Origin of the sequence: Fibrobacter sp. UWOV1, from assembly GCF_900142495.1 — a bacterium.
Lineage (GTDB): Bacteria > Fibrobacterota > Fibrobacteria > Fibrobacterales > Fibrobacteraceae > Fibrobacter.
This window is the reverse complement of record NZ_FRBA01000012.1, coordinates 1-15764: the sequence shown is the minus strand read 5'-3', so window position 1 is coordinate 15764 and position 15764 is coordinate 1. Positions and strand designations below refer to the sequence as shown.

Here is a 15764-nt window from a genome sequence, read left to right as displayed (position 1 = left end):
TTTATGTATATAAAGAAAATTCTACTAAAAAATTTTAAGAAATTCGAATCGTTAGATCTGGATTTTAATAAAGATGTCAATATTTTTGTCGGCGATAATGAATCTGGCAAAAGTACCATTTTACAAGCTATCGATTTAGTTATTCGAGGAAGTGTATCTAGAATTGAAGAAATTGGGATTAATCGTTTAATGAATTCTGCCGCTGTAGAAAAATTCAATTCTAATGAGCGTAGCTATGAAAAACTTCCCGAGATTGTTGTTGAATTATATTTATCAGATGATTTAGAGGGTATTACAGGAAAAACTAATTCAAAACAGCTCTATTGTTCAGGCATTCGTTTGTGGTGTCATGCAAATGATCGTTTTTCAAAAGAAATCGTGGAATCTCTTGCTTCCGGAGAGGCAGAAATCCCTTATGATTACTATGAAATTAAATTTGAAAAATTTGATGGAAATCCGTATAATCGTCGAGAAAGAATCGTAAAGAGTCTTTTTGTTGACAATTCAAATATCGGAAGTGCTTATGCGATGAACGAATATGTTCATTCGATATTTGAGGCATCGCTTGAGCCGCAAAAACAAGTTGAGCTAAAACAGAAATATCGTTCGCATAAGGACTCTTTTGTCAAAAGTATTTTGAAGGATTATTTGTTAAACAGGGAAAACTGTTCATTCTCTCTAAAAAATTCAACTAGGAATAATTTAGAAACTGATTTGTCTATATCTGAAAATGGAATATCCTTAGAGGACAAAGGGACGGGGGCTCAATGCTTTATAAAGACAGATTTGGCATTGTCAAAAAATGAAAACACTGATATTGTTTTGATGGAAGAGCCGGAAAACCATCTTAGCTATACAAATACATTAAAACTCATAGAAAAAATAAAAGCGTCAACAAATCAATTGTTTATTTCTACTCATAGTGATTTAATATGTACAAGACTTGATTTAAGAAAATGTTTTTTGCTAAATAGCGGCTCTGAAATCGTTACTCCCTTACAAAGGGTATCTCAAGATACATCGGATTTCTTTCTTAAAGCTCCTGATAATAAAATGTTGCAGTTTGTTTTGTCTTCAAAAATTATTTTAGTTGAAGGTGATGCTGAATATATTTTAATGGATAAGATGTTTAATACAACGATTAAAAAGACTTTAAAAGAATCGAATATTGGAACATTATCTGTTGATGGTTTGTGCTTTAAGAGGTATCTTGACATTGCAAGGATTTTGGGAATAAAGGTAGCTGTAATTACTGATAATGATAAAAATATTGAAGAGAATATAACTGATAAATATGCAGAGTATATTTCCGATACTATTCAGATTTTTACAGATACCGATAATAATCGATACACATTTGAAGTTTGCATTTATGGGGATAATAAGCAACTTTGTGATAAATTGTTTTTGCCAGGTCGAAAAAAATTAACTGTACAAGAGTATATGTTGAGTAATAAAGCTGATGCCGCATTTGAATTGGCCAAATCGGCTGATGACATTACTGTTCCTAAATATATTCAGGATGCGCTATTATGGATCAGCGCTTAATATTAGCTGTTGCTGGTTCTGGGAAAACTCGATATTTGATAGACCGTCTTGATTTAGAAAAACGGTTTCTTATTGTTACATACACGAATAATAATTGCAAAAATTTGAAAGACAGGATTTGTAGAAAATTTGGTTATTTACCACAAAATATATCAGTAAGAACCTATTTTTCATTTCTAGTGAATTTTTGTTATAAGCCTTTTTTTCATCATATTCTAAGAGAAAAAGGTGTAACATGGAAGGATCCTCCTTTTCAGACTCGGTATAATAATACAAGCCGAGCTCATTATATAACGAGTAGCTCTTATTTATATCATAATCGTATTGCTAAATTATGTCTGAATGCATGTGAATCGATAAAAGCTCGTATAAACCGCTATTATGATTGTTTTTATATTGATGAAGTTCAAGATTTAGGTGGTTACGATTTTGATTTTGTTAAATCTATAATTCCCCAAGATAGAGATGTTCTTTTCGTGGGCGATTTTTATCAACATACTTTTGAAACGAGCCATGACGGAAATAAGAACACTGGACTATATAAAAATAGTATAAAGAATTACAAGAAAAATTGGACAGAAACAACTTTAACTGTTGATGAAACTAGTCTGAAGAATAGCTATAGATGCCCTAAAGCAGTGTGTGATTTTGTAACAAAAAACTTGGGGATTTCGATTGCTTCTACATCCTCAAAAGATGGTTGTATAATATATTTATCTGCAGATGAGGAAATAGAAGCAGTTGTAAAAAACAACTCTATTCCAAAGCTGTTTTATCAAAATTCGAGTCAATACGACTGTTTTTCTATGAATTGGGGCGCATCCAAGGGACTAGATGATTTTGAGGATGTGTGTGTAGTGATGAATAACACTGTACATAAACTTTATAAAAACAATCAGTTAGATAAAATGGTTGAATCGACTAGAAATAAATTTTATGTAGCATGTACAAGGACAAAGCGTCATTTGTATCTTGTTGCGGAAGCTAAATTAAAAAGTCAAAAAGGAGCCAAATAATGTTCAGCATTAATTGTTTAGAAATTACTGCACCATATCAAAAATATAAAGATAGTCAACATATTTATAAAAGACTCTTGTCTGATGATGATTTTAAAAATTCTGCAGGAACCCTTGATGTAACCTTGAGTGCGAAAAAAAGATTTTTCTTTAATGATTTTTACAAGCACAATCGAAATGAGCTTCCAGAGCGCAATGAAAATCATTTCTTAGACCCAAAAATATTCTACGGAAAAAAGATAAATATTCAAGCTGTTGTCGGAAAAAATGGCTGTGGAAAGAGCTCGCTGATGGATCTGATGTACATGGCGATAAATAATTTTGCGTTTATGTTTGAACGAGGAAAGGACCGACCTGGTGCTGATCCGATATATTTTATACCAGATTTGTTCGTCAATATTTATTTTACCATTGAAAAACAAGATGCTGAGGATGAACAAAGTATAGAGATTGTCTTAAGGTGCGATGAAAAAACGGTTGATTTGTTTGATTTATCAAATCAGAAATCAATTGTTGAGGGGATATATGACGACGATGTATTCTCATTAGAAGAGAATGATATTGATGATGAAAATGATGCGAAAAAAATTGAATTGGTAAAATCTTTTTTTTATACAATTGTAACAAACTATTCATTGCAATCATTTATATCGGAAAATTATAGAGGAAAATTGTTGAATTACAAAGAAGGCTCTATTGAGTCAATTTCGGAAGGTTGTTGGATTAATAGCATCTTCCATAAAAATGATGGGTATATTCGTCCTGTTGTTTTAAATCCGTATCGGTCAAATGGTGTTATTAATATGCAAGTAGAACAAGAATTGTCTAAAGATAGACTAGTCGCAATGCTTGTAAAAAATGATAAAATTGATGAAAAATATTCTTTGGATAAGATTGAATATAATTTAAAAAAAGATCGTATAACAAAAATAGCTCAATATTATGCAAATATCATACCATTAGAATTCTTTAAGAACGATCCTTTGTGTGAAACATTTAAATCAAAGCCGGAAGATGTCATTAAACATTCTAATGAAACTATTTGGGAAACGGTTCAAAAAGTAAGAATGGTAAATCTAGATAATATTGATTTCCTTAATGCGTTTATTGAATCCGATTTAAACAATAATGTTTTTTTTAAACCGCTTGTTGAAAAATGGAATATAAAGATAAATCTGGAGTCGCCCAAAGAAAAAAAATATTGTCTGCTTTATTTGTACAAAAAACTTGCCTCAATTGTTTTAAGATATTCAAATTATGAAAAATATAAAAATTTCAGTCTTAAGAATAAAACAGGTGAATTGATAGAAGATCATGTTGATCTCACCGATCAGGAACGAAATGATTTTCTTAGACAAATTGGTGAAGATAGCTCCCATATAACATTGAAGGTCCATCGTGCTATTGAGTTTTTAAAAAAAGAGGATTCTCAAATTGAATCGTTATGTCGGGAAAACTTTAATTTGTTAAACTATTTAGAATTATTTGACTTAGATTCGTCGAGTGAATTAAATGATATAATTAAACATTTGCCACCACCGATATTCGATAAAAGTATTTATTTTAAAGATGAAAAAATTCCGAATAATGATCCTATTGATTTTAGATTGATTAGTTCTGGGGAGCAGCAAATGTATCAGAATCTATCAACGCATTTGTACCATGTTTTAAATCTTATATCTGTTCAAAAAGCTAATGAAGGCGCTTCAGAAAATAAACGCGTTGAGTACAGAAACATAAATTTGGTTTTTGATGAAATTGAGCTTAGTTTTCATCCTGAATATCAGCGAAACATTGTAAATACATTGCTTCAGATGATTGAAAAGAGAAAAATAACTGAATTATGTTCTCTGAACATAATTTTGATAACGCATTCTCCATTTATCTTATCGGATATACCCTTGTCTAAAGTGCTGTTTCTTGAAGATGGCTCTCAAAAAGAGAAAAAAATGAAAACTTTTGGTGGGAATATTGGGGAAATGCTATACGATTCATTCTTTATGGATAGTACTATTGGAGCTTTTGCAGAGGAAAAAATAAAACGTTTGATTAAAATAAAAAAAGGGATTAACCCTGTTACAAATAAGCATCTTACAAAGGAAGAAACTAAATTATATGAGATAGAAAAAAAATGTGTGTTTGATAATATAGGTGATGTCGTTCTTAAAAGTTTAATAAAATAGGGGTAACTAATGATAAAGATTAAACTTTTAGAAGATGATATTTTAAGGAATAGTTTGGAATCCATTCATTGGGAGTGGTTTCTAAAAAGATGTATGACAAAAAAATGCTCATGGGATCCTTATAAAACGTATACATATTATCAATATATAAAAACTCATATAAAGTATGCGACTAAGAATGAAATGAGTAATTTGTCAGCTGAAGAGGTCGATGAATTATTTAAACAAAGATTGAAAGAACTTGTTGTTGGACCTGATGATGTAACTAAGAAAGGTTTATACAATTTAAACGTACAGAAAAATAGATATGGAAAAATGAAGTTTTTCCCCAAAAAAAGGAACGTCGCATTAACTCCTGTGCAGGCTGCGGCAAATGAGAAAATAGAGCGGTTACAAAAAGTTTTTGGTTATTCAGATTTTCGAACGCCACCTGAAACAGCGCCATGGTACATAAAATTTCAAGAAGACCAAAAATGTCAATGGGGAAAAGAAATATTAATTGAGAAATTAAACATAAATGTATGTCCTTATTGCAATAGAGAATATGTCTTTACAACAAATTTGAAGTATGGGAAAAAACGCTTTTTAGCTGAAATAGACCATTTTTTTCCACAAAGTTCTTACCCTTATTTGTCATGCTATTTGTACAATTTTATCCCATCATGTCTTCCTTGTAATCATGGAAAGGGAGAAAAACTTCGAGAGATTATTTATCCGTATGAGGAAGAATTTGGAGATAATGGTAAGTTCAAATTAAATTTGAGTGACAATGCAAATATTGGACGATTAAACAATATTAATGATATTGATATTAAATTAAAGTTAAAAGGGCGAAAAAAAATCCGGAATAAAATAAAAAAGTCAAATACAATGTTTTTTATAAAAGGCATATATAATAATCATAAAATCGAACTTGTTGATTTATTAAAGCGTTATAAATATTATGGTACTAATAAATGCAAAGAATTGTACAAGTATTTTAATATTGATGGGATTGATGATTTAATGATTCCAGAGTATTTTAGAAAACTAATATTAGGACTTCCTCTTGTTGACGAGGATTGTCAATATATTTTACGAAAATTCAAAGAGGATATTATTGAACAATTAGATAAAACAGCAGAAGAAATGAAGGCTGCTCCATGACTCCCCAGCAATTCACCAAAATTTTCTGGAAGCAGTATCTTCTGCTTGAAAAGGACTTCCTTGAAATGGGTGTATTTTGGATAATTAAATTCTGTAAAAACGGAAAAGCCTAGTTTCAAATAAGATTATTTATGTCAGATTTCGCTCAGTACAATTCAAAATTTGATGGATCATCTTGGGAATCAATGATGCAACTTTTGTTGCTTTTTGAGGATTCTCAATGTATTGCATATTCTCGTCCCGGCAAGGATAATGGTATTGACGCCATTAGCGGAGATGGAGAAACTGTATATCAAGCCAAGTTCCATGCGCAATGTTCAATTGAGAACTGTATTGCAGATTTAAAGAGTGAAATGTCCAAAATCAAGGATTATAGGGAAAAACTTGACTATTGGAAGCCTGTGAAAAAATGGGTTCTCTTTACAAATGTTGAAGAAAATCCAAATGATAATGAAAAATGGAATGCCGCTATTAAAAAATGTGATTGCGGTGATCTAGAAATTGAAATATGGAATTGGCCTCAAATTTGGAAACTCCTTGAAAAATATCCAGAAGTCAAGCAGGATTTTCTTGAAAATGAATCACGATGTTTTCTTTTGAAAAATGAATTTCAGGCAAAGAGCCAGAAAGAGTATTTGCCGGAATCCTTTGATGTTGAATGCGTTGGTCGTGAAAAAGAATTGCAATTATTCAAAGATTTTCTGGAATCTGATAAGAAAATTTGGAGCATTTCTGGTCCTGGAGGAATGGGAAAATCTAGATTCTTAGCAGAATGCGCTAAATTGGTTGATTATGAAAGATGGAATGTTTATTTTGGTGTGTCTGATGTTTTGAAGACAACCCAGTCTTGGAACAAAAGAGTTGTTTTAGAAAGACCTTCCATTTTGTTTATTGATGAATTGGGTGATGTTTGCTTATTAAACAGAATAATTACTGATTTAACTACGGGTGGAATGCAGAATTGGAAAGTTGTTTTTTCAGAAAGAAATGCAAACGCAAGGACAATTCTTGAGATCAAACAACCTCGATATGATTTCATTCGGATGGAACCAACAGTCTTATCAAGGTTAAATTTCGAAAATCGAAGAAATTTGACTTCAAATTTGCTTAATGCGATTGAGAAGAGTCGAAAGATAAAATTTGATGATAAAGATCGGGCTACACATGGTATATGTGAAGTATCTCAAGGAATTCCGTTATGGATTTCTCTTGCGATTAAACTGATTGTTCTGCAAAATGGAAAGTTAGGCAGATTGTTTGAGGATAAAGCGGCTAATATTCGGAAAATATATAGTGAATCAATGGGACCATCGCTATCAGAAATTCCGCTATCAAATGAACAATATGAAATTCTTTTAAAATGGAGTTCTTTATATAGACAAATATCTTTTAATCAAACTAATGTTGTTGAATTTATTTGCAAGAAAGCGGGTATTGACCAAACAGTTTTATTGAAAACATATCAGTTGATGGTTGATGTCGGGTTAATGCAGAGATTTGGATATGAGGACAAAGTTTACTCTATTTGCCCGGATGTGATAAGAGAAGGTATTCTGAAAGAACGTTTGCTGTTTAATCAACAGCTTTCGAATTGGGGGGAATCTGTTGTTGATGAATTAATCGCAAATGAAATTCCGAATATAGAAAATGTTGTAGAATCATTATCACGAGTTGAAAATAATGAAGACGAAATAGATGTTTTAGGAAAATTTGTAGAGTCTGTTGCAGAGAAATTTAAAACGGAACCTTTAGAAAATCATTCAAGATTATGGTCTGTTGTTGAAAAAATGTCTTCTAATAGGCCTGATGAAATTCTTGCTATTGTTGATGCACAACTAAATGATTGTTGTTTTACAGAAAGTGTAGATAAATATGTAAGGCAAGACTATTTTGAAAGTGTTAAAAACGTCCTTTCTGTTTGCTTGTATAATTGTGATGATTTTTCGTCAAAAGCTAAATGTTTAAGTCTAATTTTTACTTTATACAAGCAAAAAGCTTTTTCTAATCGATACGTAAATGCTTTAGAGGATTTTCTCAGACCAATTTTTGAAGGAAGTTTACGTGATAAGTATATAGAAATAGTTGAAGATTTCTTGTCAGGCTATTTTATGCAAATAAGAAACAAGATATTCTCGCAAGATGATTTACCGATATTGAAAGAATTATTGAGGGGATGCTTCAAAGTTGAATACAATTCAAGTGTTTATTATGCAGGAGTAATCACTGTTGGTAGAGGATATTTTAGCATTTCTCATATATCACGTTCCTTTAAATGGATTGATGAAATTCAAAGAGTTTTGACTGAATTTGATTTAAACGAATCACTTTCAAGTATTTTAATTGAGAGTTATGGTCAATTATTTGGTGGATTACTTCGATATCCAAAGACAAATGATAATGACGAATCTGTAATAAACAGCTTCTTGTCAAAAAATTTGCAATGGGTTGAGTTGTTTATTTCAGACGGATTTGGCTTACAATCCTTCAAGAGAAATCTTGTGCGAGAACATATTTGGGATTGGATCTTGAAATACAGTAAAGAATCTCCTCTCTTTGAATATGCTGACAAATGTGAAAAGGCGTATTGTGTAGAAAAATCTGATAAGGAAATTGTAGAGTATCTGCATGCGGATTATCGTGATGATGACAAAATGGCAGATAATTTAGTTCAAACAAGACTTTTAAATAAAGATATCGATGAAATTGTATGCTTTATTGAAAAATTAGCATACTATGATTATCAAAAAGACTACAAGATTCGAACAATTGCTGTCAAATTTGGCGAATTAGTGACGGAAGATAATCACATTCTGTTGTTGTCTGAAAAAATAGCAGCACGATGCGAAAATAAAAGTTTTAAGGAATTCTACTATGGCCTTTTGGTTGGATATTTTCCTAAGGCCAAGGCTGCTCATAATGAAATTGCTTTGATTAAAATAATATTAAATCATGGTCTTAATAAAGAGGAGCTTTTATATCGTTGCATATCAAATAGTCTGATATACTCTAAGCAAAGTTATGATTTGCTAGTTGAATATGTAGATGACAAAAATACAGAGTCATTTGCAAGAACTGCGGCGAATTTTACCTTGTATTTAGGGGAGATGTTTTTTTCAGAAATAGATACTTTATGGATAAATTGGGCTGAAACTGTAAAAATTGAATATCTAGAAATTTTGATTCAAAATATCCAAGCATCGGCTCGAAAATGGAATAGCATACCTTTTATTTGGAATGGAAAAAGTGCTAATTGGCTTGTAGATAAAATTGCTTTAATCCAAGATTTGAGTGCGTTTGAAGATTCCTTATGTTACTTCGATGAAATGAAATCTTTGTTCTCATCTTTGAAAAACATACAATGGTTGCTAAAAATATTTGAACAACGAAAAAAAGCAGGATTTTATTTTGATGATCGGTTCTCTTTGTCTTATTTTGTGAATTCAACTTTTGATTTTGATGAACAAACTGCATATTCCGAAATTATAAAAATGATTCTTTGTGAAGATGCCCCTTATAGAATAGAAAGAGAAATTGTAAGAATAGATCCTGAAAACAGATGCTTAGGGAAAATCGTCGTACAAGAATTTATTTCAGCACAATCAGATGACGAAAAGAAACGTTTTGCAGGAATTGCCGGCTATTTAAAAGATGATTCGCCGGCATGGAATGAAATTTCTGCAGAAGTTTGCAAGTATGCTAAAAGGTTGCCCAAAAAGGAAAGACATCAAATGTGGTCAATGCTTTCTTGGAAAGGTACTGAAGTTTATACTTGTGCATATGGCTATGTATCAAAGAAATTCTACGATGACGTCAATCACTTTAGGAAGATGCTTGAAGAAGAATCGCTTCCTGAACGAAAAGAATATTGGCAATGGAAATTAGATTTTGCAGAAAGATTGCTTAAAGATGAGGAACAACGCGCAAAAGAATTGCGTGGCGAGTAATTATATGATTCCCTTGAAACGGATGAGTTTGTGACGATTAAATTCTATAAAAAGGTGCCCCTTCTTGTCTTCAAAATGGAAAGTGAAAATGAGTAATATTCCTCCAGAAATTCAAAATGTATTAACTGATTGCGCAAAAACAATCCTTCCTCAGGTATATACGGATTTGGCTCAACCTGGAGTAAAAGCTGTCGGCCAAGCTCTTGGAACGGTATTAGAATTGTCTTCTACGATACTTCTTCCTTTAAAGTTGGTTAATGAGAAAGCCAAACTTCTTTTTGCCAAAAGATTGAACGAGTATAAGGAAAAATTAGAGTCAATCCCAGAAGAGAAAAGAGCTGAAGTTTCTCCTGAACTGGGAACGCCAATTTTAGACAAATTGACATATACAACGAATGATGAAATTGCAAGATTGTTTACCAATTTGCTCACAAACGCTTCTAATGAAGAGAGAGCTAATTTAGCTCACCCTTCTTTTGTCTCAATGATTGAGCGATTGTCCCCGGATGAGGCCTGTATATTGAATGCCATGCAAAAGTCAAATGACATTCTGTATTGCGATTTTGATGGAATTCTTGGTGATACATATGTCCCAATACTTAAACATGTGACAGCTATTCAAAAATACGTTACATTGCAATATCCAAAAAATGAGCTGGCTTATTTATCAAATCTGGAAAGCATGGGTATTTTGAAAGATTCTTATCCAAAAGAAAAGGTCGATGAACGCCTCTATGCTGAAATTATGGCGTTTCAAAGAATCGATTTGGCCGGAGAACAAAATGTTCCTTCAAAGTACAAGGACGCAATGCTGACTAGGAGTTTTTACAGCGTAACTCCATTTGGAAGGATGTTCATCGAGGCTTGCACCCGAGTTTAATGTGTGGAGGAAGTTTGGAAAGGACGATTGCGCCCTCTGAAATCTTAGAGTATTGCTCAAAGAAGTGGTTTGATAATCCAGCAGGTATTTCTGCTTTGGATTTGGCGGAGCGTTTCCAAATTACAAATGAAGCTGCCATGCGTATATTTGAGTCCTTTAATGAACTAGGATACGGTACATTGAATAGGAATGTAAAATTGGCCGTGGTTCATTTTAATCTAAAGAATGTTTCGGAACCATTGGAATCAAAAGAAGAAATAACACATATATTTTTCCCATCTTCAAGAGTATTGGCTACTTTTTATGAGAAGTTTGGATTGCATCGGCAAAATATTCCTGAGTATACAAAATGTCTAAAATTAGGCGCCGGTCAAATGTGCCCTATTTATTTTGAAGAAGAAGTTCTTCGTAAATATTTTGATCATCCAGAAAAATACGAATGTGAAGATACCGAATCAGGAGGATCAGTTCTTTCGCGTGGGGAAGAAATTCCGTATATTTGGGTTCGTTATTCTAAAAGAAAATTGGAAGATGGAAATATCGTTGTGGGAGCCTTTTATAAGGATCTTGCTGATATGTCGGATAATGATCAAAAATATTGGGCTTCATATGAAATTAAAAGCGGAAAATTTTTAGAATACGAAAAAGATCAAGCGTATCAGCAATTTATTAAAAGTCAGATATATGGAGAATTTGCGGATTATGTGGACCCCATATCAGAGGTGTTTACGCTTCTAAGAAAGATAAATGAGGCTGTTGGAGTAACTGTTTTTAAACGGTTTCAAAATGAATCTGTGGTGCCTCCGATTGAAAATACATTCAAGTCTTTTTGTGATTCATGTTCAGAATTGGATAAATTATTTGCCAATGGGAACATTGATGGAAAAAACTTAAAGGTTTGGATGTTGCAGAGAAAAATAGTTTCAGAATCAGATTTTACTTCCTCAGATAAAAATAAAAAACATCCAGAGATTACTCCTCGGCAAATGTTGAAATTGCTTGAAAGCAAACTGTGTGGAGCAACTGATTTATCGGATTTATTGAAAGAATGCTCTGATTACCGTCAGCAGGTTGCGCATCATATGACCGCATCCTCAGAAGAAGTCGTTTCGTATTCGCATAAATTTTATGACTTTTGCAAGAGAATCAGTCAATCAGGTGAAATACTTGTGTTGAAGTTGAATGAATATAGCGAGGAACGAGAAAATGGATGATTTTGAACGATTGTTGAATGAAGGTGATGAAGCCTATAAAAAAGACGACTACAAGAAAGCTGTTGTCTGCTATGAAGACGCTCTCAAGCTCGTAACGGATGAAAATAAATCCAAGTTCAAATCTATTCTCCCGATGATGGGGCGGTGCTATAGGCAGATAGGTAATCCGTCAAACGTTATTGACTTAGCAACCGATGTAAAACAAAAATTCGGAAGAGAGTATATTACATCGGTTTTCTTGACCACTGTGGCTGCTGCTTATGCCGATATGAGAGAATATGGAAAGGCTCATATTTGCGTCAATGAAGCGATTAGACTTGAAAATGGCAAAATATCAGGCCCATTGCAGGCTGTGATTGATAGAATTGAAAAATAGTGTATTGAATTAATTAAATTATTAAAGAAAATAAGAAGCAGGTATGGAAAGAGAAGTTATTAAATCAAACATTCAAGGAATCCAAAGAATTCTTGAAATAATAGCGTCTAGTCACAATGATGATATTTGTTTGTCGCAATTTTCGAATATGGATGAAAATTTATGTGCTGTTTTAGGGGCGTTTCATAAAGGAGAATTGGTTGTAATTAAAATTGATTCCGAATCCCCTACCAAGTTTAAGAATAATTTATTTATTAGAGCGTTGTGTCCCGAAGCAGAATGTGAAAAGAATATCGGAAAAAATGTTATCCCTTATTTTGAGATAGAAAAGAATGATTACAACACACAAAATCAAAATGTATTAGATTACATACAACATTACATTTTGCTTACTGAACATGTTCCTACTATATCAGAACAAGTGAAAAATTTACTTCAAGATGCGATATTAGAATTCTTTTCGAATGCCTTTATTCATACAGAATGTGATAGGGTTTACGCATGCGGAAGATGGGATCAAACTGAAAACATGTTTCACCTAACTATAGTCAACATAGGAAAAACATTCCAAGAAAATGTAAACGAATATTTGCGTGAAAATCTTTCGTCAAAAGAGGCTATAAAATGGGCTATGGTGAGGGGGAACACAACGAAAAAAGATGACACCGGCGGTCTAGGTCTGTCTGTGATTACGGAGTTTGTAGAGAAAAACGAGGGAGAATTTTTGCTAATTTCAGGCAATGGCGCTTTATATAGACGTGGTAACGTCCCTTGCTACGAAGATATTGGTGTTTTTTTCCCAGGAACATTTGTAAATTTGGTATTCAATTTGAAAGATACGAAACAATACATAAAAACCGATGAAAACCGATCAACCGTTAACTTTGAATGGTAACAATCATGAGTGAAGAAATCCTAAACGTAAAAAAACTCGTTGGTGGAGAGTCTGCTTTTGCACCTGATTATGCCGAACAAATCTATTCAAAGGCGGAAGACTCTATAAGAAACAAAAAAAAGATAACCATAGATTTTTCAGAAATAAATGTTTGCCCAACAGCGTTTCTGAACATTGCAATTGGACGTCTTTTCGCAAATTTTAGTTTAGAACAAATTAAGGAATTTGTCATTCTTAAAATTCCTGAAAATCAAACCTCAAAATTCAACCTTGTAGTAAGCGTGGCCAAAGAAAAATTTAAAGGAGAGCATTGATTTGGCAAATGTTCGCTTGCTTCCGGATATTGATGTGTCTAAAAGGAAATATCTTTTAGATACAAATTTTCTCTTTTGTGTATTCGCAAGTGTAAATACATCAATAAATAACGAGAATCGCCAAAAGAAATATTTGCATTTTTTTGAAGAGGCAAAAAAGCAAAAACTCGAATTACTTGTAACGAGCTTTGCCTTGTCAGAATATTTCAACCGAGTTCTTCATGACTATTACAATAAAATTTGGAAAATAAAGCCTGAAAATAGAGGAAAGGAATATAAAGCACATTTTCGTATATCTGCTGATTGTCGCGATTGTATACAAGCGATAAAAGAAGAAATGAATGATATTACTTCTTTTTGTAGGCTTGTAGATGATTCCTTTTCGGTATATAAAAAAGAAAATTATTTTCCGTATTTTGATGCGTTTGATTTTAATGATTCCCTATTTGCGCATGTGTCCATACAAAATGAGTGCGTTCTTGTTACAGAGGATCGAGATTTTAACGCCCCTGTGTTTAAAGACTTGAATATTTTGACGGCGAATGATACGATGTATCGAACACGAGAAAACTAGTTTTTCTTTTTTGTAGGGGCGCAGCCCCTTTTTTATTTAGGTATCAAAAATGAAAAAAATCATTGATTACATTTGTTCGCCAAAGATTCTTTTGGCGATATCATTGGGAATTATTCTTTTCTCACTTTTCGCGCCATGGTTGTTTGTCGGAAATTGGCCAACCTTTTTCCCTTTCTCGAAATTTGGACCTATTACTTTTAGTGATAAGACGGGCTATATAGGTGATACTTTTGGCATAATGAACCCAATTATTGCAATAGCTGCTGCTATTATAACTTTTGCAGCTTTCTATATGCAGTGGCTAGCAAATGAAAAAGTTAATAAGCAGGAAAATCATAGACAAATAAACGATTTAGCCTCTCAACATTGGATTTTGATAAATTCTGTAAAACTGTATGAAGGAAACATTCAAGAATCATTTAATTTTTCAGTAACTGATGATGAAAAAATGGTTTTATCAAGCAAGACACGTCATAATGAAAATATTTTGAGAGAAGGTTGTGAAGCTCTTTATACTCTTTATGCGCAAATGTATCTTCATTGGGTATTAAATCTCTTCTTTGAAGCAATGCTTACAGATAAAGATTTTGTGGATATTGATTTTGCTGGAGCGCAAAGACGTATTAACAAGAAAAATAAAGGTGATTATGTTCAGTTGTTGATTTCTAATCGTTATAATGCAGAAGAAATAGAAATAAAAATACTCGATAATTATCTTTCTGAAGAAAACAAAAAGGCCATTTCAAAAGAGGCTCTCAACAGGTTAATAATTTACTATGGCTATCTATTTTTGCATCTATTCGATCATATGTTTTTTGTTCTTGAGCAAATTGATTCAAATAAAATATTTGATGAGCACGAAAAGAAAGTCAAAGGACAAAATTTTGTTGGTATGTTGCCCGTATTTGAAAAAAAAATTGTTTTTTTAATGTTTGAATTTAGTGTTGAGTCATTCATTGAGTCTTCTAGAAAAAATAGAATTATGCAAATTATGCGAAAATATGATTTTTTTAAAATTCTTATAGTTACAGATTTTATGATGAAAGAAGAATTTCTTCGACATAGGGACCACTATATAGGATAGTGACAAATGCGATAATTATGACACCTCAACAATTCTCCAAAATTTTTTGGAAGCAGTATCTTTTGCTTGAAAAGGACTTCCTTGAAACGGATGGGTGATTGTAAAATTTCCTTAGGTCCCTTGCCAGCTTTTTAGATATTAGGTACATTAAAGCTGCACGTGGTTCTCTGTCAAATGGAGAACCGCGTCTTTTTTTATTCTGGGTTTCCGGAATAAAGGGACGCCTCAACTACCCAATGGAGGCGCAATGAACAGCGAAAATCATCTTGTTGAATACAAGCGTGAATTGTCCGAAACTTTCGAACGTTCTGCAATCGCTTTTTTGAATTCTACTGGAGGGCACATCTATATTGGAGTCAATGACGATGGCTCTGTATATGGAGTAAAGGACATAGACCATGTGCAGCGTCAAGTAGCGGATAGGATCTTGAACAATATCAAGCCGAATGCTATCGGACTCTTTGAAGTCGTGACGGAGGAAAAAGACAACAAAAATGGTAACGTATATTTTCTTTCGCAAATTCCGCTAAGGGGGTAAAAAAATAGGATGTTCCAATTTTTAGATTTGAAATAACCACAAATCAAACACA

At 32.7% G+C, this 15764-nt stretch carries 13 protein-coding genes; all 13 read left to right on the top strand.

The window, feature by feature from the left end; all coding sequences use genetic code 11:
* Window positions 1–3: 3 nt before the first annotated feature.
* The 13 genes from BUC02_RS13455 (at window position 4) to BUC02_RS13395 (ending at window position 15712) form a co-directional block, all read left to right on the top strand.
* The gene (locus BUC02_RS13455) at window positions 4–1548 is read left to right on the top strand and encodes an ATP-dependent nuclease (RefSeq protein ID WP_073323362.1); all 1545 of its coding nucleotides are present in this window, start codon (window positions 4–6) and stop codon (window positions 1546–1548) included.
* Window positions 1533–2564: a UvrD-helicase domain-containing protein gene (locus BUC02_RS13450; RefSeq protein WP_073323360.1), complete on the top strand. Its 1032-nt coding sequence runs from the start codon at window positions 1533–1535 to the stop codon at window positions 2562–2564. The genes BUC02_RS13455 and BUC02_RS13450 overlap by 16 nt, the downstream gene beginning before the upstream one ends.
* Window positions 2564–4747, top strand: a complete 2184-nt coding sequence (locus tag BUC02_RS13445) for an AAA family ATPase (protein ID WP_073323358.1) — start codon at window positions 2564–2566, stop codon at window positions 4745–4747. The genes BUC02_RS13450 and BUC02_RS13445 overlap by 1 nt, the downstream gene beginning before the upstream one ends.
* 9 nt (window positions 4748–4756) lie before the next feature.
* A complete protein-coding gene (locus BUC02_RS13440; protein ID WP_073323356.1) occupies window positions 4757–5893 on the top strand; it encodes a hypothetical protein in 1137 nt (378 codons plus the stop codon).
* 131 nt (window positions 5894–6024) lie between these two features.
* Window positions 6025–9837: an ATP-binding protein gene (locus BUC02_RS13435; protein ID WP_073323354.1), complete on the top strand. Its 3813-nt coding sequence runs from the start codon at window positions 6025–6027 to the stop codon at window positions 9835–9837.
* Window positions 9838–9925: 88 nt separating this feature from the next.
* Window positions 9926–10717 (top strand): DUF4393 domain-containing protein, encoded by a 792-nt coding sequence (locus BUC02_RS13430; RefSeq protein WP_083564605.1) that lies wholly within the window; start codon window positions 9926–9928, stop codon window positions 10715–10717.
* Window positions 10718–10731: 14 nt separating this feature from the next.
* Entirely contained in the window at window positions 10732–11931 is a 1200-nt protein-coding gene (locus BUC02_RS13425; protein ID WP_139261174.1) for a hypothetical protein, read from the top strand.
* Window positions 11924–12307 (top strand): tetratricopeptide repeat protein, encoded by a 384-nt coding sequence (locus BUC02_RS13420; protein ID WP_139261172.1) that lies wholly within the window; start codon window positions 11924–11926, stop codon window positions 12305–12307. The genes BUC02_RS13425 and BUC02_RS13420 overlap by 8 nt, the downstream gene beginning before the upstream one ends.
* Before the next feature lie 43 nt (window positions 12308–12350).
* Complete coding sequence (locus BUC02_RS13415; RefSeq protein WP_073323348.1) at window positions 12351–13202, top strand: hypothetical protein; 852 nt, start codon at window positions 12351–12353, stop codon at window positions 13200–13202.
* Window positions 13203–13207: 5 nt separating this feature from the next.
* Window positions 13208–13516, top strand: coding sequence for an STAS-like domain-containing protein (locus BUC02_RS13410; protein WP_175549874.1), 309 nt, complete (start codon window positions 13208–13210; stop codon window positions 13514–13516).
* A gap of 1 nt (window position 13517) precedes the next feature.
* A complete protein-coding gene (locus BUC02_RS13405; protein WP_073323344.1) occupies window positions 13518–14090 on the top strand; it encodes a hypothetical protein in 573 nt (190 codons plus the stop codon).
* A 49-nt stretch (window positions 14091–14139) separates the two neighbouring features.
* Entirely contained in the window at window positions 14140–15174 is a 1035-nt protein-coding gene (locus BUC02_RS13400) for a hypothetical protein (protein WP_073323342.1), read from the top strand.
* Window positions 15175–15421: 247 nt separating this feature from the next.
* Window positions 15422–15712, top strand: a complete 291-nt coding sequence (locus tag BUC02_RS13395) for an AlbA family DNA-binding domain-containing protein (protein ID WP_073323340.1) — start codon at window positions 15422–15424, stop codon at window positions 15710–15712.
* Window positions 15713–15764: the final 52 nt, after the last annotated feature.